19 protein-coding genes are annotated in these 24,692 nt (G+C 69.6%); all 19 read right to left on the minus strand.

The window, feature by feature from the left end; all coding sequences use genetic code 11:
- Nucleotides 1-47 precede the first annotated feature (47 nt).
- Nucleotides 48-1,421 carry a UDP-N-acetylmuramate--L-alanine ligase gene (locus tag KJ554_05665; protein MBU0741825.1) on the minus strand — a complete coding sequence of 458 codons (1,374 nt, stop codon included), beginning with the start codon at nucleotides 1,419-1,421 and terminating at the stop codon, nucleotides 48-50.
- On the minus strand, nucleotides 1,411-2,580 hold the full coding sequence (murG, locus tag KJ554_05670; protein ID MBU0741826.1) for an undecaprenyldiphospho-muramoylpentapeptide beta-N-acetylglucosaminyltransferase: 1,170 nt from the start codon (nucleotides 2,578-2,580) through the stop codon (nucleotides 1,411-1,413). Before murG ends, KJ554_05665 begins: the two co-directional genes overlap by 11 nt.
- 48 nt (nucleotides 2,581-2,628) lie before the next feature.
- Nucleotides 2,629-3,789 (minus strand): FtsW/RodA/SpoVE family cell cycle protein, encoded by a 1,161-nt coding sequence (locus KJ554_05675; protein ID MBU0741827.1) that lies wholly within the window; start codon nucleotides 3,787-3,789, stop codon nucleotides 2,629-2,631.
- Complete coding sequence (gene murD / locus KJ554_05680) at nucleotides 3,786-5,153, minus strand: UDP-N-acetylmuramoyl-L-alanine--D-glutamate ligase (GenBank protein ID MBU0741828.1); 1,368 nt, start codon at nucleotides 5,151-5,153, stop codon at nucleotides 3,786-3,788. Before murD ends, KJ554_05675 begins: the two co-directional genes overlap by 4 nt.
- Before the next feature lie 39 nt (nucleotides 5,154-5,192).
- Entirely contained in the window at nucleotides 5,193-6,281 is a 1,089-nt protein-coding gene (gene mraY, locus KJ554_05685; protein MBU0741829.1) for a phospho-N-acetylmuramoyl-pentapeptide-transferase, read from the minus strand.
- A 1-nt stretch (nucleotide 6,282) separates the two neighbouring features.
- Entirely contained in the window at nucleotides 6,283-7,758 is a 1,476-nt protein-coding gene (murF, locus tag KJ554_05690; GenBank protein MBU0741830.1) for a UDP-N-acetylmuramoyl-tripeptide--D-alanyl-D-alanine ligase, read from the minus strand.
- On the minus strand, nucleotides 7,751-9,262 hold the full coding sequence (locus KJ554_05695) for a UDP-N-acetylmuramoyl-L-alanyl-D-glutamate--2,6-diaminopimelate ligase (GenBank protein MBU0741831.1): 1,512 nt from the start codon (nucleotides 9,260-9,262) through the stop codon (nucleotides 7,751-7,753). Before KJ554_05695 ends, murF begins: the two co-directional genes overlap by 8 nt.
- Complete coding sequence (locus KJ554_05700; GenBank protein ID MBU0741832.1) at nucleotides 9,256-11,361, minus strand: PASTA domain-containing protein; 2,106 nt, start codon at nucleotides 11,359-11,361, stop codon at nucleotides 9,256-9,258. Before KJ554_05700 ends, KJ554_05695 begins: the two co-directional genes overlap by 7 nt.
- Nucleotides 11,358-11,807, minus strand: coding sequence for a hypothetical protein (locus KJ554_05705; GenBank protein ID MBU0741833.1), 450 nt, complete (start codon nucleotides 11,805-11,807; stop codon nucleotides 11,358-11,360). Before KJ554_05705 ends, KJ554_05700 begins: the two co-directional genes overlap by 4 nt.
- Nucleotides 11,804-12,727 (minus strand): 16S rRNA (cytosine(1402)-N(4))-methyltransferase RsmH, encoded by a 924-nt coding sequence (gene rsmH / locus KJ554_05710; protein ID MBU0741834.1) that lies wholly within the window; start codon nucleotides 12,725-12,727, stop codon nucleotides 11,804-11,806. The genes KJ554_05705 and rsmH overlap by 4 nt, the downstream gene beginning before the upstream one ends.
- Nucleotides 12,724-13,122 carry an STAS domain-containing protein gene (locus tag KJ554_05715; GenBank protein ID MBU0741835.1) on the minus strand — a complete coding sequence of 133 codons (399 nt, stop codon included), beginning with the start codon at nucleotides 13,120-13,122 and terminating at the stop codon, nucleotides 12,724-12,726. The genes rsmH and KJ554_05715 overlap by 4 nt, the downstream gene beginning before the upstream one ends.
- A gap of 91 nt (nucleotides 13,123-13,213) precedes the next feature.
- Nucleotides 13,214-13,681 carry a hypothetical protein gene (locus tag KJ554_05720; protein MBU0741836.1) on the minus strand — a complete coding sequence of 156 codons (468 nt, stop codon included), beginning with the start codon at nucleotides 13,679-13,681 and terminating at the stop codon, nucleotides 13,214-13,216.
- Nucleotides 13,682-13,863: 182 nt separating this feature from the next.
- Nucleotides 13,864-15,159: a polysaccharide biosynthesis C-terminal domain-containing protein gene (locus tag KJ554_05725; GenBank protein MBU0741837.1), complete on the minus strand. Its 1,296-nt coding sequence runs from the start codon at nucleotides 15,157-15,159 to the stop codon at nucleotides 13,864-13,866.
- The gene (locus KJ554_05730; protein ID MBU0741838.1) at nucleotides 15,156-16,202 is read right to left on the minus strand and encodes a GNAT family N-acetyltransferase; all 1,047 of its coding nucleotides are present in this window, start codon (nucleotides 16,200-16,202) and stop codon (nucleotides 15,156-15,158) included. Before KJ554_05730 ends, KJ554_05725 begins: the two co-directional genes overlap by 4 nt.
- Nucleotides 16,199-17,656 carry a polysaccharide biosynthesis protein gene (locus KJ554_05735; GenBank protein MBU0741839.1) on the minus strand — a complete coding sequence of 486 codons (1,458 nt, stop codon included), beginning with the start codon at nucleotides 17,654-17,656 and terminating at the stop codon, nucleotides 16,199-16,201. Before KJ554_05735 ends, KJ554_05730 begins: the two co-directional genes overlap by 4 nt.
- An 18-nt stretch (nucleotides 17,657-17,674) precedes the next feature.
- Nucleotides 17,675-20,104, minus strand: coding sequence for a hypothetical protein (locus KJ554_05740; GenBank protein ID MBU0741840.1), 2,430 nt, complete (start codon nucleotides 20,102-20,104; stop codon nucleotides 17,675-17,677).
- Nucleotides 20,101-22,164, minus strand: coding sequence for a glycosyltransferase (locus tag KJ554_05745; GenBank protein MBU0741841.1), 2,064 nt, complete (start codon nucleotides 22,162-22,164; stop codon nucleotides 20,101-20,103). The genes KJ554_05740 and KJ554_05745 overlap by 4 nt, the downstream gene beginning before the upstream one ends.
- Before the next feature lie 44 nt (nucleotides 22,165-22,208).
- Nucleotides 22,209-22,943 carry a polyprenol monophosphomannose synthase gene (locus KJ554_05750; protein MBU0741842.1) on the minus strand — a complete coding sequence of 245 codons (735 nt, stop codon included), beginning with the start codon at nucleotides 22,941-22,943 and terminating at the stop codon, nucleotides 22,209-22,211.
- Nucleotides 22,943-24,692 (minus strand): YfhO family protein (locus KJ554_05755; protein MBU0741843.1); only part of this gene is annotated, 1,750 nt, incomplete at its 5' end. The genes KJ554_05755 and KJ554_05750, both read right to left, overlap by 1 nt.

The raw sequence follows: 24,692 nt of genomic DNA on the forward strand, positions 1-24,692 counted from the left end.
CCCGCCGGCGCGGCCCGGCAACACGCTCGCGGGGGTCGGCGCCCGGGTCACCTGTCCGACCTCCCGTCCAGATGCCCGCAGATCCCGGCCACGCGGCGGCCGATGTCGCCGGCGCCCAGGGTCACCAGCAGGTCGCCGGGCTCCAGGCGGTCGTCGAGCCAGCGGTCGATCGCGTCCGCGCCCTCCAGCAAATCCACAGCCGCGAAGCCCAGACGCGCCATGGCTCCGGCGATGAGACCGCTGTCGACGCCGACGAGCGGCTCCTCGCTGGCGGCGTAGACCGGCAACAGGCCCACGTGATCGGCCGCCGCCAGGGCCGCGGCGAACTGTGCGTGGAAATGCCGTGTCCGGGTGAAACGGTGCGGCTGGAAGAGGACCACCACGCGGCGGCCCGACGTGCGGGCCACCCGCAACGTCGCCGCCAGTTCGGTGGGATGATGGCCGTAGTCGTCCACCACCAGCACGCCGCCGTGCTCGCCGCGGTCTTCGTAGCGGCGTCCCACGCCGGCGAAACCGGCGAGCGCCTGCGCGGTCTGGCCGAAGGGGACCCCCAGTTCCATGCCCACGGCGACCGCGGCGAGGGCGTTGGACAGGTTGTGCCGCCCGGCGAGCCGCAACTGGAGGCGTCCCATCTCGCGTTCGCCCACGAGCACCGTGGCCGACATCGCCCGCTCATCATCGGGTACGCCGCGGACGTCCGCCCCGGGGTTCAGGCCGTAGGTGATCACCTTGCGGTCGAGACCGGGGATCAGGGCGCGCACCTCGGGATCGTCCCCGCACAGAATGCAGGCGCCGTAGAAGGGGACCTTCGCCAGAAAAACCGCGAAGGCGGCGCGCAGGGCCGCGAGATCGGGATAGTAGTCCACGTGTTCCAGATCCATGTTCGTGACCACGGCGATGGCCGGCACCAGCTGCAGGAAGGAGCCGTCGCTCTCGTCGGCCTCCGCCACCAGGTATTCCCCCCGGCCCAGGATGGCGTTCGCACCGGTGGTCAGGGCCCGTCCGCCCACGAGCACGGTGGGATCCAGCCCGCCGGCCGCCAGCACCTCCGCGACCAGCGAGGTCGTGGTGGTCTTGCCGTGCGAGCCCGCCACGGCGATGCCGTACTTGAGGCGCATGAGCTCGGCGAGCATCTCGGCCCGGCGGATCACCGGGATGCCGTCGCGGCGCGCCGCGGTGATCTCCGGATTCGTCTCGGACACGGCGGAGGAATAGACCACGACGTCGGCTCCCCGCACCTGTTCCTCCCGGTGGCCCACGTGGATCGTCGCGCCCCGCTTGCGGAGCCTCTCCGTCGCCGTGGAGTCGAGCAGATCGCTGCCGCTGACCCGGAAGCCCAGGTTGAGCAGGATCTCCGCGATGCCGCTCATGCCGATGCCGCCGATGGCCACCAGATGTACGTGTCGCGTGTTACGGAACACTTGCGCCTCCACGAGCGGGCAACCGTCCGCTCAGCCTCATCAGGTCCGTGGCGATCTTCATGGCCGCGTCGGGTCGCGCCAGGGCGCGGCTGGCGTCGGCCATGTCCGACAGGCCGGCGGGATCGCCGCGCAACCCGGCGACGACACCGGCGAGCGAACCGCCGTCGCACAGTTCGTCCAGCAGCAGGAAGGCGGCGCCGGCCTCCTCGCGCGCCTTCGCATTGCGCAGCTGATGGTTGTCCGTGGCGTGGGGAAAGGGCACCAGCACCGCAGGCTTGCCGGCCGCGGCCAGCTCCGCCAGGGTCATGGCACCCGCCCTGCTCACCACCAGATCCGCCCAGGCCAGCGCCTCCGGCATATCGTCGATGTACGGCGCCACGACCACGTGATCCGCAGCCTCATAGGCCCGGGCCACCGAATCGAGATCGTCCCGGCCGGTCTGCAGACGGATCTGCATGTCCGGGCTCCGCGTCCAGTCGCGCGCGGCTGCGACGGCGGCGCGATTGAGCGTGCGCGCGCCACGGCTGCCCCCGAAGACCAGCAGCCTGAACGGCCTCCCCGCACCGACGGCGCGGCCCGCTTCGCCGGCGCCGGGTAGTGCGGTGAGGAAGGCCTCCCTGACCGGGTTGCCCGTATCCTGCGTCAGGCCGGACCGGAAATGGACGGCCGCCTCGGCGAAGCCAAGATAGACGCGCCGGGCCCAGCGTCCGAGCAACCTGTTGGTGCTGCCCGGCACGGCATTCTGCTCCTGGAGCGCCAGGGGCACGCCCAGCAGGCGTGCGGCCGCCGCCACGGGCAGGCTGACGTAGCCGCCGGTGCCGAGCACGACGTCGGGCCGAAACCGGCGGATCGCACGAAGGCTCCCCCAGAAACCAGACGCCGAGTTCCACAGGAAGCGCAGACGCGCCCTCGCACCGAGACCGCGGAAGCCCGACGCCCTGACGTACGCGATCTCGAAACCGGCCCGGGGAACCAGCTCCGCCTCGATGCCCGCGCGCGTACCGACGAACAGAATCCGTGACGCCGGCTCCAGGCGCCGCAGGGCTTCCGCCACGGCCAGACCCGGATAGACATGGCCCCCCGTGCCCCCGCCGGTGATCATCAGGCGCAGGGGCTCGTCGCTCGGTTCGCAGCGCGCCTGCCGGTCGGATGTCAACACGTACCTCCCGGGCGGCTGGCGACCCCCATCATGCACCGGGGATCCGAATCACGAGGCGATACGGGTGACGCGCTTGCGCAGGGCGCGCAGCTCGCGTCCCTGACGATCGATGCTCAGGAGGATGCCGACGGCGGCCAAGTTGGTAATCATCGCCGATCCACCGTAACTGACGAAGGGCAGCGGCAAGCCCATGACCGGCAGCAGGGCGGTGACCATCCCGATGTTGATGACCGCGTAGACGACGATCATGGTGGTCAGGCCAGCGGCCGTAAGACTGCCGAAATCGTCTCCCGCGGTACGGGCGATGTTATACCCCCGCCAGGCGAAAAGCACGAACAGAAACAGCATCAGCAGGCACCCGATCAGCCCCAGCTCCTCGCCCATGACGGAGAAGATGAAATCCGTGTGGGGATCGGGCAGGAAGGAGAAGCGCTGGTGGCTGGCACCGAAGCCCGCGCCGTGCCAGCCGCCGGCACCCAGGCCGATGAGGGACTGTTCCACCTGGTACTCCCCCCGGCCGCCGTTGAGGACCGTCCACCAGGCATCCAGTCTGCTGGCGATCTTGGCGCTGAGGAAGTACCCCGGCACGGCCACGATCGCGGCGACCGCGCTCAACCCCGCCAGCAGGCGCGCCGGCAAGCCCGCGACGAAGAGGACGAGGATGGTGATGATCAACATCACGGCGGCGTTGCCGAAGTTGGGCTGCAGCACCAGCAGCACGATCCCCGCGACGGGGACGGCGAGCGTGACCAGCAGCCGTCCGCGGTCCCGCGCGACCCTCGCGAAGCCGCCCGCGCAACGGTGGGCCAGGAAGATCACCAGGGCCACCTTCAGCAACTCCACCGGCTGCACCGGCAAGTAGGGCAGGTTCAGCCAGCGGCTGGCGCCGGCCCGGGTGATAACCAGGGCGGTGCCCCTGAAGAGGATGGTCATCGACACCATCACGAGGGCCGCGACCACCAGGAGCAGCACGACGCGCGGCCGTCTCAGGAACCGGTAGTCGCGCCCGGCGAAAAAGACCATCAGGGCGAAGCCGATGATCAGTCTGGCCAGGTGGTGGACCAGGTAGTAGGTGCTCGATGCCACACGGAAGGAACCGGCGTTGTACACCATGACGAGCCCCAGTACGGCCAGCAGCACCACCGACAGCAGCAGCCAGCCGTCGAACTGCTCGAGCCAGGTCAGGAAATCGCGTGCGCGGCGGTTCATCCTCGTACCCCGTCTCCCGCGGCCAGGCGTAGCGCTTCCGCGCGGAAGGCCTCGCCCCGCTCGTTGTAGTCCCGGAACATGTCGAAGCTGGCGCAGGCGGGGCTCAACAGGATGGTGCCGCGCTCGCCCGCCGCCGCGACGGCCGCGCGTACGGCCTCCGGCAGGGAAGCGGCCCTGGCGATCGGCACCGCTCCCGCCAGCGCCGCCGCGATGCGTTCGGCTTCGTCGCCGATCAGCACGGCCCGCGCGACGGGCCCCATGGCCCGGCGCAGAGGCGCGAAGTCCTCGGCCTTGCCGCTACCGCCGAGGATCAGGTAGACCTCCCTCTCGTACCCGGCCAGTCCGGCACACACGGCGTGCACGTTGGTGGCCTTGGAATCGTTGACGAAGACCAGGCCGCCGCGTCTGGCCACCACCTCCTGACGGTGCGGCAGGCCCGCGAAGGCCCGCATCCCTGCGGCCAGCACGTCGGCGGAAAGTCGCCACGGCGAGACCAGGGCGACCGCGGCGCAGGCGTTCAGGAGGTTCGGCGCTCCCTGCAGCGGCATCTCGCCCACGGGCAGGATCGGCTCCAGGCCGTCCGCGAGTGTCCGGCACAGGACACCATCCGCGACGTGGACTTCCGCTCCAGCCGCGACATCGCCGAAGAGAAGCCTGCGACCCACCGGCCAGGCCAGGGCTGGCGCACAACCGGTCCAGGTCACGAAGAGTCCGCCCGGCTGCAGGCACGTCGCCAGGCGGCGCTTGGCTGCGTAGTAGGCGTCCAGATCCGCATAACGGTCCAGGTGGTCCGGCGCCAGGTTCAGGACCGCTCCCGCTTCCGGGGAAAAGCCGTCTATCGTCTCGAGCTGGAAGCTGCTCACCTCCAGCACCGCCACAGACTCCGGCCCCAGCTCGTCGACGCGGTCGGCGAAGGGGCGCCCCACGTTGCCCAGGGCCAGCGCCTCGATACCGGCCGTGCGCAGCAGATGCGCCGTGAGCTCGGTTGTCGTGGTCTTGCCGTTGGTGCCCGTGATGGCGATCGCGCGGCCGCGGTGGAAACGCGACGCCAGTTCTATCTCGCCGAGCAACGGCGTAGCGGGCCATCTCCCCAGTGCGGGATGTCCGGACGGCACGCCGGGGCTGATCACGATGCCGTCGGGACGCGCCACCCGCTCCGGCCAGTCCGCGCCCGCGATCACCTCGTCGAAGGCGGCCGCGGCCGCGCTCCTCGCTCCGGACTGCGCCCAGCGCGCCTCGATCCCGGAGAGGTCCGCGTCGTCGACGCCGACCACACGCGCGCCGTGGCGCCGCAGCAGACCGCCCGCCGCGCAGCCGCTGCGCGCCAGACCGATCACCAGCCAGCGTGTGCCCTCGACCCGCACGGTCCCTCCCCGGCCCGGGCCCTCCCCGGAGGCTCCCGACTACTGGAGTTTCAAGGTGCTCATGCTCATCAGGAGCAGCAGGATGCCCACGACCCAGAACCGGACCACCACCTGGGTCTCCGACCAGCCCGACAGCTCGAAATGATGATGGAGTGGCGCCATGCGGAAGATCCGCTTTCCGCCGCGCCAGCGGTACGATGCCACCTGCAGCATCACGCTCAGCGCCTCCACGACGAACATGCCGCCGAGGACGACCAGCAGCAGCTCGCGCTTGACCAGGATCGCCACGGTCCCGAGAGCACCGCCCAGCGCCAGGCTGCCGGTATCGCCCATGAAGATCTGCGCCGGGTGCGCGTTGAACCAGAGGAAACCGAGGGCCGCGCCAACCACGGCCGCGCAGTAGATGGTCAGCTCGCCCGCGCCGGCGAGATAGGAGATGTTCAGGTAATCGGCGAAGATGACATTGCCGGTAAGGTAGGACAGGGCCGCAAAGCCGAGGAAGACGAACGCGCTCAGGCCGATGGCCAGCCCGTCCAGTCCGTCGGTGAGGTTCACGGCATTGCTCGTGCCGGTCACGACCATCACGACCAGGGGCAGGTACAGCCAGCCGACCTCCAGGAAGACGTCCTTCAGAAAAGGTACGGCCAGCTGCGTCGTCAGCGTGCCGCCCGGCGCCTCGATCTGCAGGATGGCGAAGAGGATCAGGCTGAAGCCGACCTGTCCGACCAGCTTGACGCGACCGATCATGCCCTTGGGTCGCTTCTTGACCACCTTCAGATAGTCATCGATGAAGCCCAGGGTACCCATCCAGAGCGTGGCCAGCAGGCAGAGCTGCACGAAGCGGTTGGTGAGATCGGCCCACAGCAGCGTCGGCAGGACGATGGCGCTGATCATCAGCACTCCGCCCATGGTCGGCGTGCCGGCCTTGGCCTTGTGGTGCTCGGGGCCGTCCGAGCGGATCGTCTCGCCGATCTGCAGGGCGTGCAGCTTGCGAATGACCCAGCCGCCGAAGATGAAGCTGATCAGCAGGGCCGTGACCGTGGCGTAGGCGGCCCGGAAGGTGATGTACTGGAAGACGTTCAGAGCCGACCAATGCTCGTGCAGCGGATAGAGCAGATGATAGAACATCCTATTTCCCCTCGAGATCGCCCAGGTCGGGATCGAGGCGCTTCAGGAAGGCGTCGAGCGCCATCTCCATGGCCGACGAACGGGAACCCTTGAACAGGACGCGGTCGCCGGTGCGCACCAGCGCGGCCAGTTCGCGGGCGGCGGTGAGATGGTCGCCACAGAGCACGGCCGTGCCGCCCGCCGCGATGAAACCCCGCGCCAGGGGCGCCGTGTGTTCGCCCACGGCCAGCAGCAGGTCCACGCCGGCGTCGCGCAGGTCCCGACCGGTCGCCGCGTGCAACTCGGCGCTGCGCGGTCCCAGCTCGGCCATGGACCCGAGCACCGCGATCACGCGTCCCTCGCCCGGCAACTGCACGGCCGTGGCGGCGGCCGTCAGCATGCTGTCGGGGTTGGCGTTGTAGGTGTCGTCCAGGACCGTGACGCCGCCCCGGCGCAGGCAACGGCTGCGGTGCGGCGATGCGGCATAATGCGCCAAGCCGGCCGCCACGTCCAGTTCCTTGCCGACCAGGAACTCCGCCGCCAGTACGGCGGCCGCCAGGTTGGCCCCGTTGTGGCGGCCGGGCAGGGGCACCGGAATCTCACGCCCGTCGAGGGTGAGCCCCCCCCCGCCGTCCACGGGACGCCAGGACCACCGGTGGTCCCCGGCGGCGCGCCCGAAGGAGATCACCGTACAGGCGGCCCGCGCGCGCCAGGCGTCGTAGCCGGGGCTGTCCGCGTTGAGCACGGCGGCGCCGGTGTCCGGCAGATGGTCCAGCAGTTCGCCCTTGGTACGAACGATCTCGGCCAGTGATCCGAAGCTCGCCAGATGCGCTTCGGAGGCGTTGGTGATCACCCCGACCAGGGGGGTAGCCAGGGCCGCCAACCTGTCGATGTCCCCGGCGCGGGAGGCGCCCAGCTCCACGACTGCCAGGTCGTGGTCGCGCCGGAGCCCGAGCAGGGTCAGCGGCAGGCCGAGATCGTTGTTGTAGTTGCCGGCCGTCGCGTGGGTCGGCGCCGCAGCGCCGCACAGCGCGGCCAGGAGATCCTTGGTGGTCGTCTTGCCGTTGGTGCCGGTGACCGCCGCCACCTTGGCGGTCATCCGTCCGCGCCAGCATCGCGCCAGGGCCGTCAGCGCGGCCGCGGGATCCGGGCTCAACAGGATAGCCGCGTCGTGTCCGGGATCGCCGGAGAGCAGGGGATCCGCTCCGCCCCCTTCCCAGATCCGCGTGAGGGCGACGGCCGCTCCGGCGCGCAGTGCCTGTCCCACGTAATCGCGCCCGTCGGCGCGCGCGCCGGGCAGGCCCACGAAGAGCTCTCCCAGGGCGATCGTGCGCGAGTCGAGGCTGGCGCCGTTGAAGACGAGCTCCGGTCTCTCGTCGCCGCCGGGCCGCCCCTGGCGCCAGCGCCCGTCCAGATGGAGATGGCAGGCCCGCAGCAGTCCCTCCCGCTCGAGATCGGCGGCGGCCGCGTGCAGGGCATAGCCATGGGGCTCAGCCATCGGCGGCCTCCTCGATCCAGTCGCGCACGATCCGGCGGTCGTCCAGATCCCGGCGCTCGGTGCCGACGAGCTGGTAGTCCTCGTGGCCCTTGCCCGCGATCACCACCGTATCGCCGGCGGCCGCGGAGGCCAGGGCGCCGCGGATGGCGCGGGTGCGGTCGACTTCCACGCGACAGGCGCCGGAACGCACGTCTGTCTCCGCGCGAAAACCGAAGTAGATCATGTCGCAGATCGACGTCGGCTCCTCGGTGCGCGGATTATCGGAGGTGATCCACGTGTCGTCGGCGAGACGCGCCGCGACCGCACCCATTTCCGCCCGCTTGCCCCGGTCGCGGTCGCCGCCGCAGCCGAAGACCACGATCATCCGCCCGGTCGTGAACTCGCCGCAGGTCTCTAGCACGGCCGCCAGGGCGTCCGGCGTGTGCGCGTAGTCCACGACCGCCGTGGCGCCCGTTGGCAAGGCGAAAAACTCGAGCCGGCCCGGCACCTGCCTCGCCGCGGAAAGTGAAGCCAGGCAGGGTTCGGCATCCAGTCCCAGGGCCAGGCCCACGGCCAGAGCTGCCGTCAAATTGTCCACGTTGAAGCGCCCCGCCAGACGACTGGACAGGGACAGCTCCCGGCCGCGGTAGTCGAAGCGCAGATCCGTCCCGTCCGGACGCAGTTCCGCAGCGATGACCCGCAACTCGGCCGCCTGCGCCGCCATGCCGCCTCGTCCGGCGGCGTAGCGCAGGCAGCGGAGCCCGGAGGTGTCCAGAGCGGCGAACGCCGGCGCGGCCGCATTGATCACGGCGACACCGGGCGGCTTGCCGCGGCGGGGGCCGCGCAGCAGGTCCAGGATGCGACCCTTGGCGGCCAGGTAGGCTGCGGGGGACGGGTGATAATCGAGGTGATCGCGGCCGAGATTGGTCAGGACGGCCGCGTCCAGGGAGAGATCGGCAGTCCGCGACTGTTCCAGCGCATGCGAGGAGATCTCCAGGGCGACGGCCGCCAGCCCGTGATCGCGCATCTCCGCCAGCATGCCGTACAGGGCCGGCCCGTACGGCGTCGTCAGCGGCGCCACGGTGCTGCGCGCGCCCGTCTCGTAGCGGATGGTCCCCAGCAGGCCGCAACCCCCGACGGTCTTCGCCAGCAGGTCGCGCACGAGAAAGGCGGTGGTCGTCTTGCCGTTCGTCCCGGTCACGCCCACCACCGTCAACGCCTCGTCCGGCTCGCCCAGCAGCACGCGCGCTAGACGCGCCGGCCACGGTCCGGTATCTTCCGCGCGCAGCGTCGGCACGGCCACCGGCGCGGCGAAACCCGCCGCCACCAGGACGGCTGCACAGCCCGCGGCGACGGCCTCGGCGACGTAGGCGTGTCCGTCGGCCTCGTGGCCCTGCACGGCCACGAACAGCGAGCGGGGGCCGCAGCGCCTGGAATCCAGCGAGACGAGCTCGATTTCGACGTCGGGATCCCCGTCGAGCCTCAGTTCGGGGAAGAGCCCGCTGATGCCGCCCAGGCTCACCATCTCGCGGCCAACCTGACGTTGATGCCGTCGGCGCCCACCGGTTCCCCCGGCGCCGGCTCCTGGTCGATCACGTACCCCACACCGTCGGTCACCAGAGGCAGCCCGAGCCGTGCGGCAGCGCGCCGGATCTGCCGGCTGGACATGCCGCGCAGATCGGGGCAGGCGACGCCGGTCGCGACCGACGCGCGCGAATAGGGCGCGATCGTCACACGGATGGAGCCCTCGCGGGGGCAGAGGGTACCGGGGGACGGGGACTGGGCTACCACGACGCCGTCGCTGTGGGCGCCCGACAGGTTCAGGCCCACGCGCGCCACCTCTTCCCGGGCCGCCAGCGTGGAGAGATAGAGCAGATCGGGAGCCTGGTGCGCCTCGCTGCCATCCCGGCGTTCGGCGACGGCTCCCGCCCGCGCATCCACGCCCGAGAACCAGTCCGTGGCCCGCCCGATCTCCTCCACGATGCTGGCGAACAGGGGCGCCGCGCTCTGGGAAGCGTAATGATGGGCGTAGTCGGCCTCGTCCAGCAGGGTCAGGATCACCAGGCGCGGCGAGGAGGCGGGCGCCATGCCGAGGAAACTCGACATGTACAGTCCGTCCACGTAACCCTGGCCCGGCAAGGCCTTCTGGGCCGTGCCGGTCTTGCCCGCCACTTCGGTCCAGGCCACCGCAGCAAGTCGGCCCGTGCCCTCCCGCACCGCCTGCGCCAGGGCGCCGCGCAGCAGGGCGGCCAGGTCGGGCGTCATCACCCTGTGCTGGACCACGGGAGGAAACGCCTCCGACCTCGTACCGTCCTTGCTGCGGATCTCCTTGACGAGACGCGGCGCCATCAACTCACCACCGTTGGCCACGGCCGCCGCCGCCAAGGCCAGCTGGATCGGCGTGCAGGTCATCTCCTGTCCGATGGCGAGCGTGGACAGGGATCTTCCCGACCACGACTCCGGCGGCTTGAGCGAGCCGCGGGTCCTGCCCGGGTACTTCAGGCCGCAGGGCGCCCCGAAGCCGAACTCCACCAGGTCGCGATGGAACTCGCTCCGGCGCAGGTTGAGCACGGCGCGCGCGAAATAGACGTTGATGGAATGGGAGAAGGCGCCGGTGAAGGACAACACGCCGAAATCACGGCTTTCGGAGTTCCGGATCTTGTAGCCGTCGAATTGTATGTCGTCGCAGTCGTAGGCGGTCGTGGTGTCGATCACCGCGTGCTGCAGCAGCGACGCCGCCGTGAAGATCTTCATCACGGAACCGGGCTCATACGCCCCGGTGAAGCAGAAGTTGTCCCAGGCGCCCGGGAGGGCGGTCCGGGCCCTGTCCGCCATGATCGGCGTGTCCGCCGCCGCCAGGATGTCGCCGCTGTGCGGATCCACGATCACCACGGCGCCGCCGGCGGCGTTGCATTCCGCCACCTGCTCGACCAGGCAGGCTTCGGCGATCGCCTGCAGGTCGGCATCGATGGACAGCACCACATCCAGTCCGTCCAGCGGCCGCACCAGTTCCTTGCGTCCGTCGCTGCCGCCGGTGACGTTGGCGAAGACCAGGCCCTCGCCCGGCGTCCCCGCCAGCACGTCGTCCAGCGCCTGCTCCAGACCCGTGGTGAGACGCCTCCCCTGCGGATCCTCGCGGCAGAAGCCCAGCAGCGAGGCTCCGATCCCGCCCAGGGGGTAGGCCCGCGTCCTCAGCTCCTCGTGGGTGACTTCCTTATGCCGGCACAGCGCCACCAGCGTGTCCAGGTGGACCACGGCGCTGCGTTCCAGGATGAGGTGGTCCGGCCTGGCGGCCTCGATACGCGCCGCCAGCCCGCGGGGGTCGAGGCCGAGGATGCCGCTGACGTGGGCCGCCGTGCTGTCGGCATCTTCGACCAGGCAGGTGGAAATGCCCAGACGCCAGGTGGACAGGGACAGCGCCAGCGAACGTCCGTGCCGATCGTAGAGGTTGCCGCGCGTGGCGGGAATCGACTCGCGGTGTTTCCATTGCCGCTCGGCCCGCTCCAGATACGCTTCGTGCCGGCAGACCTGCACGATCACCAGGCGCACGGTCAGGACCAGGAAAGGCAGCAGGATGAGCAGTTGCAGCCATCTGATGCGCGGCCTGCGCACGCCGCGCTTCAAGGCCGCGGCCCTTCGGCCAGGGCCTCCCTGACGCCGCCGCCCCCACCCCCGACAGCCGCGAGGACCTTGCGCCATGCGGGCAGGCGGCGCTCCTTCGCCGCAGACGCCAGCACGACCACGAGTCCGGGGCCGTCGGGGGTGACCAGACCGAGCTCCTTCTCGGCCAGGGCGACGATCCTATCGCGGGAGGTGGCGCGGTACCATTCCTCCTCGAGTCTACCGATCTTGGTTTCCAGATAGACCTTGTCCGCACGCAGGTCCCTCAGCAGGCGCCTCTCCTTGACGACGGCGTTGGAAAACGCCACCAGGAGGCTGAACAAGACCACGGCGACGCAGCAGGCCGCACCGATCACCAGCGGTGCCCGGTCCCTGATACTGCGAGACCTGGCCATGGTCCTGCGGCGGGCGGCGCCGCACTCCAGCATGCTGAACAAGGCACGCATCATGACACCTTCTCTCCAGCCCGCAGGCGAGCGCTGCGAGCGCGCGGATTGTCTGCGAGCTCCTCTTCGTCCGGCCTCACGGCGCGGCGCGAGAGTACATTCATGGTCCGCCGGTGGCTGCAGGCGCAGACCGGCACCTCGGGGGGACAGAGGCAATCGCGACTGGCGTCGGACAGCCAGTGCTTGACGATGCGGTCCTCGAGGGAGTGATAGGAGATGACCACCAGCCGGCCGCCCGGCGCCAAGCAGCCCGGGACCGCCTGCAGGGCGCTGCGAAGGGCTTCCAGCTCGTCGTTCACGGCGATGCGTAGAGCCTGGAACACCCGGCTCAGGGTAGCATTGAGCCGCGGTCCGCCGCCTACCACGCCGGCCACCACATCGCGCAGACGGGCGGTCGTGGCGATCGGTTCGCGCTCGCCGGCCTCGACGATGGCGCGCGCGATGCGGCGGGAACGCCGTTCCTCCCCGTATCGCCAGAGCAGGTCCGCGAGCGCCGTCGCATCCAGGCGCGCCACCAGGACGGCCGCCGAGTCGCCTGTCTGCCGATCGAAGCGCAGGTCGAGGGGGCCGTCCTCGCGATAGGTGAAGCCCTTGCCGGGCACGTCCAGTTGGGGGGAACTGACGCCCAGGTCGAGCAGGATGCCGTCGACCGCGGGCCAACCCTCCCGTGCCAAGGCCTCACCCATCTTGCGAAAGGAAATCGCTCGACAGCGCAGCGAGGGCTTCTCTACCGCCAGGGCGCGGCAGGCCGCCACGGCGTCGGGATCCAGATCAAGCCCCAGCACCTCGGCACCAGCGTCGAGCAGCCGCCGCGCATGTCCGCCCAGGCCGAAAGTGCCGTCCACGAAGCGGCGGCCCGGCGCGGGCCTGAGCAACGACACGGAGGTGTCGCAGAGAACGGGGACGTGGGCGGGGGCGCTCACGAGAGGGACGTCCGGTGACGTGCCATCAACGGTCCTGCGAGCGGGGGCGCGGGAGCGTACGAGCGTCCGCCGAGAATCAGGATGGCCCGCAGGTAGGGGCTCCAGCCGTCGAGCACCAGCGTGTGGCCGAAGGCGCGCAGACGGCGCCCCCAGTCTACCAGCGTCTCGACCGCGCGAAAATCCACGTGAGCGAGACGCGATCCGTCCAGCACGATCCTGCGATCACGACGGGCCAGGCGAGGCGTGAGGGTCGAGATGATATCCGCCAGCAGGTTGCGGTCGAGGCTACCGGAGAGAACGACCCGAACATCGCCGTCGTGTTCGCGGATCTCGAAGTCGAGGCCACCCTCAAGAAGGTGCAAGTACAGCGGCTGTCGGGTCGTCTCTCGCGGCATTGGGATCCTTCCCTATCACGGTCCGCCCTCCCTGGCGGACCATCTGGCTCCATCCAACCTCCCGGCCGCCGCTCCATCGGCGGTCCACGCGTCAGGAGAAGAACTCGCGCAGGAAATCCGTATCCAGCTGCATGTTCCTCTTCTGGTGAGCCGTGTAGACGTCCGTGTCCCACAGCTCGAGATGATCCCCCATGCCCACCACGAGCACGCGCTTGTCGATGCCCACGTTTTCGAACATGTGTACCGGCACCATCACGCGGCCCTGTTTGTCGGGGATGATGTCGAACGTGTTCGCACTGACATGGCGGATGATGGCCTGCTCCTTGGCCGTGCGCGCGTTGGTCTTGGCCGTCTGGAAGACCACGTCCCAGATGTCGGTCGGGTATATGGACAGGTTGCCGTCCACACCCAGAGTGACCACGTAGTCGTCGCACTCGGCGCTGTCGCCGCGGCGGTACTGGAAGGGCAGGTTGAACCTGCCCTTGGGATCCACGGCGCGCTCGTAGGAACCGCTGAAGGTGCGACGACTGTGCTGTGTTCTGTCCGTGGAGTCGCTCATGACGCCTTCTGGTAGTGATCACCTGAAATTCACCGCGATTAACCATTTATCACCTCGGGACTTTATTACGTCACCATGAACATGTCAAGAGGGTAACTCCACTTTTTTATTAATGAGATAACTAATAACCGGGTAATCAGTTACGATTCATAGGCTCGCGTTGGTTCGTATATCGAAAATAATCAGCGCCGAAGTGAAAAATCGGAGAGTCGCGGCTTCAGCAAGGCGCTCCAGCCGAGTGCCGTGGCGCGGCGGAAACGAGCGATCATGACGAGGGTGCCCGCGGTGTAGGCGATGGTCGAGGCCCAGGCGGCGCCTGTTTCAGCCCAGCGGGGAATCAACGCCACGCCGGCCAGGATATTGACCGCCACTGTGACACCGCTGGCCTGGGCGTTCCAGACGGGCCGCCCGCGGCCGATGAAATCGCCGGCCAGCACCGACCCCGCGGAGAAGACGACGATGCCGGGCAGCAGGGCCCTCAGCGGTGCGGCCGCCGCGGCGAAATCCTCCCCGAACAGCAGGCGCAGCAGGGGGTGCGCCAAGGCGGACAGGACCAGGGCGGCCGCGGCCGTGGTCAGCACGCCCAGGCGCACGGCACGGGCGGCGATCTCGTCGCGGGGCGAATCCGCCTGCTCGTCGGAGGAGGCATAGACCAGCAACGGCTGCAGGGCTCCCGGCAACAACCAGAGCAGCTCCCCCACCAGCACCGCCACGGCGTAGATGCCGACGGCTCCCGCGCCGTGCCACGCCGCCACCAGGGCGAGGTCGAGCCGCAGATGCAGCAACGAAGCCACCGCCGAGAGCTGACCGAGCCAGCCGGCGCGAAGGATACGGATCACCAATCCGGGCAACGATTCGGCGACGGCCGGTTCCCGTCGGCCGGCCAGCCGCGCCAGAACCACCAGCGCCGCCAGGGCCGCCAGGCCCTGCGCCGCGGCGTAGACCGACACCGCACCGCCGAGATCCAGCCGGTCGCCCGCCAACAGGGACACGAGCAGGCCGAGATGCAGCAGGGCACGGCAGAGGTTCACCGTCGGCCCGGTCAACAGGCGCCCCCTGGCCAGCAGGTCGTAGAAAAGGATGTCGAAGGCCAGCAGGGCCAGAGTGCCCACCAGGGCATATGCGGCGATGCGGGCGTTCCAGCCGAGATGTACTTGGGCCGCGACGTCGAAGCCCGAACGCCAGGCGATCACGCCCAGCACCCCGAGGACGAGACCGGCGACGCCGAGCCATGACATCTGCGCCAGCAGCATGCGGCCCAGCGGCACCCGCCCCCCGCGCAGGTCGGGCACGGCCGCCAGCCCCAGGCCCCCGTTCGCGAGCGCGGCCACGAAGAGCACGACGGTGATCGTGAGGGCGTAGAGTCCCTGTCCCTCGGGGCCCAGGGCTCGGGCGATCAGCAGTCCGGACGCGGCGCTCAGACCCGCCTGGACCAGACGCGACGCCAGGATCGCGCCACCCTTGCGCACGAGCCTCAAGGGCGCCACCTGCGGCGCAGCCGGCGCGTCAATCTCCAGATGCGCCCGCCCGCCGCGTGGCGGGTGTAGCAGCCCCTGATCAACTCCTCGGCGCCGACCAGCTTCTTGAAGTTGGCGACGCCGGCCTGACCGCCGTGGGCGCCCAGATCGAGCCAGGCGGCTCCCCTGCGGCAGGCCTCCTCGAGGTCCGTCCAGACCAGCAGCGTGGACGGAAAAAACTCCTTGCTGCGCGCGGGGACCGTGGCAGCCAGCCAGGCGGTCACGGTGTCGTCGTCCGCGAAGTTGTAGTGCGCGCCGAGCAGGTCGCCCTCGAACCTGACCGTGGTGCAGAAGACCCGTCCCTCCCCGCCCGCCAGCAGATCGGTCAAGAGGTCGCGACCGACGGCATCGACGCCCCAGCGTCTGGTGGCCTCCTGGTAGATGGGATAGAACTCTTCGATGACGGCCGGATCGTCGGTGACGCCGGTGACGCAGCCCCGGCGCAGGGCCTTGTTGCGCTCGTTGCGCCGGTTCTTCTTCAGCAGGTTGCGCTCGACGTGTTCCAGGCCCAGCCTCAGGGGCATGACGGCCACCGGCACCGCCTGGCGGGTGAATCCCATGTCCTTCAGGGCCGGCTCCAGGGAGCGATCCCAGGCGGGCGGCAGATGCAGCGCCGCGGACAGGACCAACGGCGAGCGAACCGCTTCGGCGAGCTCGGCCATGAGCGCCGCGACCGCCGCCTCGGCCGCTTCTGCGGGGAGCCCGCCCGCCACCAGCGGCGCACCGCAGGTGCCGTCGTAGTGGCCTTCGATGACGCGAAAGGGACCGCGTCGGGTCTCGAGCAGGACCATACCCGCGACTGCAATGCCGGCGACTTCCGCGAGCAGCCACAGTCCCGTCCGGCCGGGCAGCCTCTCGGCGAGGGTGCACGTCCAGACCGCCCGGTGCGTGAAGTCCGGCGAAGGCGCCGCGGATAGCAGCGCGTCCCAGGCTGCGGGTCGTGCGCGTCCCCGGTGCACCCGCACCGCGACGGTGCCGGCCCCCTCGGCGCCGACGCTGCTCACGACGGGAACTCCGGCGATCCCAGCACTTGCGCCAGGGCGGCGCGGACGCCGGACATCTCTCCCCGGCGCGCCGGCTCCAGGAGAGTCGCCAGGATCCCGTCGGGATCGCATGCGCGCTCGCGCAGCGACAGCGCCCGGTTGATCAGGGGATTCCTGCTGGCACCCAGACGTTCGTCCGTGTCGACGAGCGCCTCGTGCAGCTTCTCGCCCGGCCGCAGTCCCGTGCTGACGATGCCGGGGCCCAGGTCGCCGTTTTCGGGATCGTAGCCGGCCAGGGCCAGCATGTTGCGGGCGAGATCCATGATGGACACGGGGTCGCCCATCTCGAGGATGTAGGTGGCGGCGTTCTCGCCTATGACCATGGTCTCGATCACCAGCAGCACGGCCTCCTTGACGGTCATGAAGTAGCGCGTCATGCGGTCGTCGGTGACCGGCAGGGGTACGCCCCGGCGGATGCACGCCTGGAATAACGGCACCACGGAGCCGCGGCTGCCCAGCACATTGCCGAAGCGGACCGTCATGAAACGCGTCCGGCCGCCCGCCCGTCCCGCGGCGGCCACCAGCATCTCTGCCACCCGCTTGGTGGCGCCCATGACGCTGGCGGGCGCCACGGCCTTGTCGGTCGAGATCAGCACGAAACGCTCTGCCCCGACCCGTCGGGCGAAGCGGATCAGGTTGGCCGTCCCGCGTACGTTGACGAAGACCGCCTCCTCCGGATTCTCCTCCATCAGCGGGACGTGCTTGTGCGCCGCGGCGTGGAAGACGAGCTCGGGCCGGTGTCGCGTCGCGAACACGTCCAGGCGTTCCTGGTCGCGCACGTCGGCGATCAGCACCGGCGTCCGCAGATGCGGGAAACGGCTCGCCAGCTCCTGGGATATCTTGTGCAGAGAGTTCTCGCCACGTCCGAGCAACAGCAGCTCGCGGGGCTCCAGCTCGCCCACGCGACGGCAGAGTTCGGCGCCGATGGTGCCGCCAGCACCGGTGATCATGACGCTGCGGCCGTGGATCAGGGCGCGCGCGTCGCCCGCGCGGAAGGAAACCGTTTCGCGCCCCAGGAGGTCTTCGGGCGCCACCTCGCGCACCTGGGCGAAGTGCACGTCGCCTTCGATGATGGCGCGGATGCCGGGAGCGATCCTGAACGGCAATCCCGCCCGACGACACAGCAGCACCAGCCTGCGGATCACCGGTCCGGTGGCGGACGGTATGGCGATGAGGATTTCCTCGGCGCGGGCAAGTGCGGCGGCGGCGACCAGATCCTCGAGACCGCCCAGGATGGGCAGGCCCAGGACATGCCCGCCGAGCAGGTCCGGGTCGTCGTCGATGAAGGCCACGGGTTCCAGGGCGAACGCGCCGTCGCGTATCTCCCGGGCCAGCGACCGGCCGGCCTCCCCGGCACCGACCACCAGCAGGCGCCGGCGGTCCGACCGCTCACCATCCCGACCCGTGAGCGTCATGACCGCACCTCTCCGCCGTCAGCGCGCCACCGTGACGGGCTTGACCGCGACTTGCCCCTCGAGCTGCACGCGCACCAGGTAGACGCCGGAGGCCACGGGGGCGCCCTCCAGGTTGACGCCGGTCCAGAACGGCGTGTCGTCCGCGACGTGCCGGTCGCGGTAGACGAGCTGGCCCTCGATGGTGAAGATCTCCACATGGGCGCCGCCCGACCAAAAATCATATCCATAGATCACCTCGGCGCTGATGTTGCCCAGATACAGGCCCGTATGCTCCGCCGGCTTCAGCGGGTTCGGATAGAGGTAGAGCCTGTCCAGGGGACCGAGGGTCGCCGCCGTGGCGGGACCGACCTCGATCAGGATTGCGCCGCCTTCCGAGCCGGCGACCAGCAGCGAGCCCGTGGTGTCGGAGGCCAGTTCGCGCACCATGCCGTCCGGCAGACCGGACAGGATGTCCGGGGAGTAGTTCGAGCCGAGGCCGAAGCCGGCGTATTGCCCGGCGCCGGTGAAGGCGTCCACCTGGACCTCGCCGTCGCGGAGCTTGACGCGATCCAGCCCCGCCGCGTGGGCCACCCAGAGATCGTCGTTGCGATCCAGCTCGATGTCCAGGACCGAGCCCTGCATCAGGCCGACCTGGGAGGTACTGCCCGTTTCGCGCACGGAATGCAGGTGCGTGACTTCGAGATACGCGTCGCCGTATCCGTCGAGGCGGAAGTGGATGACGCCGCCGCCGCCGCCCACCCATACGGTGCCGTCGCCGGCCACAGCCACGGCCTGGGCACCGGTGAAATCGAATGAGGTATCGACGATCGAGGTCAAGGGCGGCGCCCATGTGTCATCGGCCTGGTCGTCCCAGGTCAGCGGCTGGTCTCCGTCCGCGGCGGCGCCATTGACGTCCCACAGGACGAGACCCACGTCCTTCACCACGAACCACACGTGGTCAGGCGTGGCGCCGGGTATGGCGTCGCTGACATTGACGCTCCCCAGCCCCGTGTTGTCGGTGGGCAGGTGCAGCCAGGCGGTCGGATCGCGCCAGGAAGCGGGTGCATGCAGCACGTCCACGCCCTGGCGGTCGCTCAACAGCAGGACCGGCCCGTCGGGGTGATGGACGATGCGCAGGACGCGGTTGCTCGACAGTCCGGAGTTGTCCGAGTTGAGGTGGTCGCAGTCGGGCAGGTCGGGACGGTAGCGGATGACGCCGCCGGCGCCGAACTGGGTCATCCAGACCTCGCCGTCGGGCAGCACGTCCACGTCCATGAAGCCGCCGTCGATGTTGAACAGACCCACCGAGTCGGGCGCATCGACGGCCAGCTGGAAGACCTGGTGCCACGTGTCGTCCCGGAAGCGCGCGAAACCCGCGCCCTGGCGGGCGCCCATCCAGACGCCGCCGTCGGGAGCGACGGCCACGCCGTCCACGGACGTGAACAGCAGCTCGTCGGTGATCCACGGCGTCCAGTCGATCCCGTCGTAGGAGGCCGCCCAGGCCTGCAGGGCCTTGTAGTTCGACTGGAGGGGACGGGAAGTGCCGCCGGCCCAGAGAAGGTCGCCGGCAGCGATGGCCAGGGCGCCGCTCACGGGCAGGTCGCCGGCCAGCCAGGTCGAGCCGTTCCAGCGGTGCAGCCGTCCCGCCGCGCCGGTGCCCGTGGTGAGCGCCCATACGTCGCCGTCGTAGGATGCCAGGGACAGGACCGAGGCGCCGATGGCTCCCAGCGGCGACCAGGTCGAAAGGTCGTCGTCCCACGACCACACGCCGCTGGCGGCCCCGGCCAGCAGCCCCGCGGCAGGGTCGTCCAACAGGCAGGCGACGCTCGTGTAGCCGATGCCGGCGCTCATGTCGGTGAAGGCGTTCTCGCGCAATCTCGACACGCCCTCGTCGGTGGCTATCCAGAGGTCGCTGCCCGCGAACTTCAGGTCACGGATGCGGTCGTTGACGAGCCCGCCCTGGGTGCCGTCGCTGGTGGAGATATTGCCCGGCAAACCGCTGCTGATCACGCCCACACCGCCGTTGGTCAGGCCGAAATAGACGCGTTCGTTGGCCGTCCCCTCCAACGCGGCCACCGCGGACACGGAGAGGTCGACGCCGATGTTGGTGAAGAGGCGAAAGCCGGGTTCCCCGCCGCTCAGCGTGATCCTCGTGAGGCCGGCCCCGTCGGTGGCCACCCAGATATCGCCGCCGTCGGTGGCCAGATCGGTGACTCGGTTGCTGCCCAGGCCCTCCCGGCTCGTCCACCGTTCGTAGACGCCGTCGCCTGCCTGGTCCCAGATCAGGACGCCGCCGTCGGAGAGACCCGCGTAGATCTTCCCGTCCAGCGGGAGCAGGGCGACGCATTCCTGTGCGCTGACCAGGGTGCTCAGGGTCACGCTCTGTGCTCGCGCCGCGACCGGCAGCAGGATCAATCCGCAGGCGAGCAGAACCCGCGACCAACCGGATGATAGTCCTTCATGTTTCAACGATCGTCCTCCTCGTAGGCGCCAGTGCCGAACCGCGTCACGCCGGCCGGCTCGAGCCAAATGGCCAGGATCTTGGCGCCGGTACCGGCACCGGCCCAGTCGCCCGTCAGACCTGCGGACGGAAGTGACAGCCGCCACATCTCGCGCAGGGTGTCGGATTGCTCTGCCTGTCCGGCTTCGAGCGCCGCGGTCGCCAGGGGCACGCCGCGCATGGCGAGGCGGCCGCGCAGCAAGGACCAGCACAAGGGCGCTTGCCAGGGCATGCCGCGCGGTTTGCCGTCGCTTCCATACACCAGCCGCTGGGTCCACGCGCTCTCGGGGGCTCCGCGCGGATGGACCCTCACGCGGCGCCACGTCCAGCCCGGGAACAGGCCGGAGACCGCGAAGGGCGCGAGGGTCAACAGCGTCGATACGAGCCCGCATGCTACGTCGACAAGCCTGCCCAGGGTGGTGGTCACCGGGTTGACCGTCCCGGGATCGAGGACGGCGCTGACGTCCTTCCCGAACGCCTCGTGACGCGCGCCCTCTTGCAACAGGGACGCCTCGTCCACACGCCAGCGCAAGCGGATACGCCGGCTGCGCAGCAGGGCCAGGTCGCGCAGCTCCTTCAAACCCCCGTCCGGCCAGCGCCAGAAAACCACCTGTGCGATGCGATAGCGCTGGACCACCGCGGCGAGCTGGCCGACGTCGCCGAGACATGGCACTTCGCCCCGGGCCAGGGGCACGGCCTCGTCCCGTTTGGCGTCGGTCAGGTAGCCGACCGCGTCCAGGCCCAGCTCCCTCAGGTCTCCGGCCGCGGTCAGCCACGCGCCGATCTCGCGCGGGGCGCCCACCAGCAGCATGCGCTCCAGGGAGAGGTAACCGTGCTCCATGCTCTCGCGCAGGCGGCGGAACAGCCGCTCCCCCACCGTGACCGTGAGGGCGAACAAGGGGATGAACAGCAGCAGCACCGCCCGGCTGTACACGGACTGGTGGCTGAGGTAGGTGCTCGCCAGCAGGAGCAGGGAAACGGTGGCGATCTGTTGCAGGCGCTCGGCGGCACGGACGGGCCGGCGCAACGCGCCCGAGCGGTAGCGCCCCAGCAAGATGAAGGACACCGTCGTCAGAAGGTTGGCGAACAGCAGCAGGGGCTTGTATTCCCCGAGCGGATACAGGGGGTCGATGAAGAGCGACGTCGCCGCGGCGCGCAGGGCATAGGCGCCGACGAAAGCCAGATTGAGAGCCGCCAGGTCCACCAGCCAGAACAGCAGGGTGCTCAAGGGGTCGCGCCAGCGCTTGAGCAGATAGACGAGCATCCCCCATTTTTCGTAGAAGGAGATCAGGCTGCCCAGGTGGAGCCAGAAGCTCCGGTCCCCGACGCCCGCCGCGCTCTGGCGTCGATGACGGTGGATGAAGCGCGCATCGGGCAGGTAGAGCACCTCGCAGCCGGCCTGCCACATGCGGTAGCACCAGTCGACATCCTCGAAGTAGAGGAAAAACCGCTCGTCGATCGGCCCGACGCGCGCCACGGCGGACCGCCTGACCAGCATGCAGCCGCCCAGCACCCAGTCGACCGCGCGCGTGGATCGGTGGTCGAAATCGCGCATGAGATGGAGCTCCACGGCGCGCGACCGCGGGAAGAGCCTGCCCAGGAACGTGCGGCGCATGATCAGCGTGGTGAGGGTGTAGAAGCGGCGGCAGGACTCCTGCACGGAGCCGTCCTCGTTGAGCAGCTGCGGTCCGATGATGCCTGCCTGCGGGTACGCGTCCGCGGCGTCGAGCATCGCGTCCACGGCGCCCGGCTGCAGGATGATGTCCGGGTTGAGCAACAGCACGTATGTCGAATCGTACACGCTCATGCCCGCGTTGCAGCCGCGCGCATAACCCTCGTTGCGGCTGTTGAGCACCCACCGCGCCTCGGGGAAGCGGTCCTGTGCGGCCGACAAGCCCGGGGCGGTGGACGCGTTGTCCACGACGGCCACGCCGTAATCGCAGCGGGGCGGGCAACGGCGCAGCGACTCGAGGCAGCGCACGAGATCGTCGCAGGTGTTGTAGTGCACGATGACGATGGACAGCTTCAAGCTACGACCTCTTCACGGCGCCGGGGTGCGAAACGCTTGCCGGATCACGGGATGCGCCGGAAACGCAGAGCCCAGACCATCCACATGGCCTCCCAGATGATCCGCTTCGACATCTTGGAAACGCCGACCTGTCGATCGACGAACATGATCGGAATCTCCTTGATGCGGTAATTGCGCTTCCAGCAGTGGTAATTCATCTCGATCTGGAAGGAATAGCCGCCGCTCTTGATGCCGGGCAGGGGCAAGGCTTCCAGCACTTCGCGCCGGAAGCACTTGAAACCGCCGGTGGAGTCCTTGATGGGCATCCCCGTGACCAACCGGGCGTAGATGTTGGCGCCGACGCTCAGGATCACGCGGCGCAGGGGCCAGTTGACCACCGTGACGCCGTAGAGGTAGCGGCTGCCGAGCACCACGTCGTGGGTCTTGATCTCCTCGAGAAACTCGTCCAGGGCCACGGGATCGTGGCTGAAATCGGCATCCATCTCGAAGATGGCCTCGGCCTCGGTGTTTTCCAGCACCCACTGGAATCCCGCGATATAGGCGGCGCCAAGCCCCTCCTTGACCGGACGTTCCAGGAGGTTGACCCTCTTCCCGAACTCGGGCAAGGCCTTGACGATGTCGGCCGTGCCGTCGGGCGAGCTGTCGTCCACGACCAGCACCGAGAGGTCGGGGTCCCGTTCGAGCACGGCGGGCACGATGCGCCCGATGTTGTCGGCCTCGCTGTACGTCGGAATCACCACGACGCTCTTCAAGTCCGCTCCTCCGGGTTCAGGATCCATTATGTGCTGCGTCCTTCCCGCGGGGGGGGGCGGGCGAAACCGGCGCCGAATACCAGCAACGACAATATCAGCAAAAAGCCGGCGGCGGCGACGGTCAAGCCCTGTTTCAGGGCCGGATCACCATAGGCGAAGTTGACCGTATGCTCGCCGGCGGCCAACGCGACGGCCCTCAACACGTGATCCGCCCTCAGCAGACGGGCCGGCTTATCGTCTACGGTGACCGTCCAGCCGGGCATCCACATGTCGGCCAGGACCAGGATCGCGGACGAGAGCGGCGCGACGCGCAGCGTGATCCCGTTCATCCCGTCCGCCAGGTACGCCACCTCGGGCAGGGGCGCGGACGCGGCTACCGGCATGGGGTCCGGCGCCGCATCGAGCAAGACGCGCCCGCCCGCGGGTTCGCGGCCAGCCTGCATCCCGTCGAGAAAATCGTCGAGGCCGCCGGCGACGGGCGCCCAGGCCGAGACTAGCCGCGCCCGGGGCAAGGCGCTGCGGTTGCGGTAGAAAACGCGGGACCCGGCGAAGATCGGCGTCCGGTCGAGATCGACGCCCAGTTCCTGCAGGCGCGGGAACAGCGCATCGGGCAGGCGCCGGTCGAAGGTCAGGTAGCTGCCGGCCAGCCAGTTGGCGATGCGACCGGCGGGCTGCGCGGGATCGTAGAGACGGTTGCGGATCTTCTCGTAGGCCTCCAGCTTGGCGGGATGGTATCCCCCCAGGGAACGCACGCCCGCGATCATGCCATCATTGGTCCCGGCGTCGCGTCCGAGTGGCCAGGCGCGTTCGTGGCCCAGCAGCGCCGCCAGTTCGAGCATGTCCGCATCCGGCCGCGTGTTTTCCAGGTGTCGCGCGCCGGGTTCGAGCATGCGCGGCGAGTCGACCAGCACCGGGGTGCCGTTTGCGTCGCGGGCGACCTGTTTCAGGGAGCGCTCGGGATGCGTGATCCGCCGGTCCACGGCGAGCATATCCACGGTCGCCAGGACCAGCAATACCCACACGAGCCAGCGGGCGCGGAAGGCCGCGTGCCGGAGGGCGGCGAGCAGGGCGGCGCCGGCCGCCAGCAGCACCAGGCCGACGCGCACCAGATCGGCGGACTGCAACCGCCAGGCGAGGGTCAGGATCGTGGGCGAAGGTGCGGGACGCCCGGCCACGACGGCCAGGTCCTCGAGTCGGGCATCGTGCAGGCCGTGGAATACGCCGGCGCCGCCGAGCGCCAGCAGGACGCCGAGACCGACCGCGGCCAGGGCGACCGCGCGCGGCCATCGGCTCGCGAGAAGCTCGCCGTACGCGAGGCGCGCGGATCCCCCCGCCGCCAGCACGGCGACGGCGAAGCCCGTCAGGGTGAGGATCATCGAGGGCACGCGGAACTTATTGAAGTACGGCAGCAGTTCGTAGCACGGCCGGTAGAGCAACGGGAAGAAGCGGCCGAAGGAGATCAGCAGCGCCAGCACCGCCAGCGCCAGCAGAGCCAGGGACGACCACCGCTCGCGCATCGTCAAGCCGGCGGCCCCGAGCAGCAGAGGCAGCAGGCCCAGGTAGTTGGGGTAGTCGGTGAAGGGCATGAATCCCTGGTAGGTTGCCTGTCCGAAGCCGGCAGCGGACGGCATGACCAGCGTGGCGAGTTCCTGCGGCGAGAGGCTCCAGCCGGTGGCGAAATCGAAGTCCGCTCCTCCCCCCGCCTCCGCCACGCCGCGGATGGACAGACCGGCGTAGTCATGCACGGGCAACAGCAGGGCCGCCCCGACGGCGAAG

It is taken from the genome of bacterium, assembly GCA_018814885.1.
Lineage (GTDB): Bacteria > Krumholzibacteriota > Krumholzibacteriia > LZORAL124-64-63 > LZORAL124-64-63 > JAHIYU01.

Bases quoted from the DNA above. Each gene is read 5' to 3' on its own strand.
- KJ554_05675 (MBU0741827.1), bottom strand. From the start codon at position 3,789: ATGAACCGCCGCGCACGCGATTTCCTGACCTGGCTCGAGCAGTTCGAC.
- mraY (MBU0741829.1), bottom strand. From the start codon at position 6,281: ATGTTCTATCATCTGCTCTATCCGCTGCACGAGCATTGGTCGGCTCTG.
- murF (MBU0741830.1), bottom strand. From the start codon at position 7,758: ATGGCTGAGCCCCATGGCTATGCCCTGCACGCGGCCGCCGCCGATCTC.
- KJ554_05695 (MBU0741831.1), bottom strand. From the start codon at position 9,262: ATGGTGAGCCTGGGCGGCATCAGCGGGCTCTTCCCCGAACTGAGGCTC.
- KJ554_05705 (MBU0741833.1), bottom strand. From the start codon at position 11,807: ATGATGCGTGCCTTGTTCAGCATGCTGGAGTGCGGCGCCGCCCGCCGC.
- KJ554_05715 (MBU0741835.1), bottom strand. From the start codon at position 13,122: ATGCCGCGAGAGACGACCCGACAGCCGCTGTACTTGCACCTTCTTGAG.
- KJ554_05720 (MBU0741836.1), bottom strand. From the start codon at position 13,681: ATGAGCGACTCCACGGACAGAACACAGCACAGTCGTCGCACCTTCAGC.
- KJ554_05735 (MBU0741839.1), bottom strand. From the start codon at position 17,656: ATGACGCTCACGGGTCGGGATGGTGAGCGGTCGGACCGCCGGCGCCTG.
- KJ554_05750 (MBU0741842.1), bottom strand. From the start codon at position 22,943: ATGGATCCTGAACCCGGAGGAGCGGACTTGAAGAGCGTCGTGGTGATT.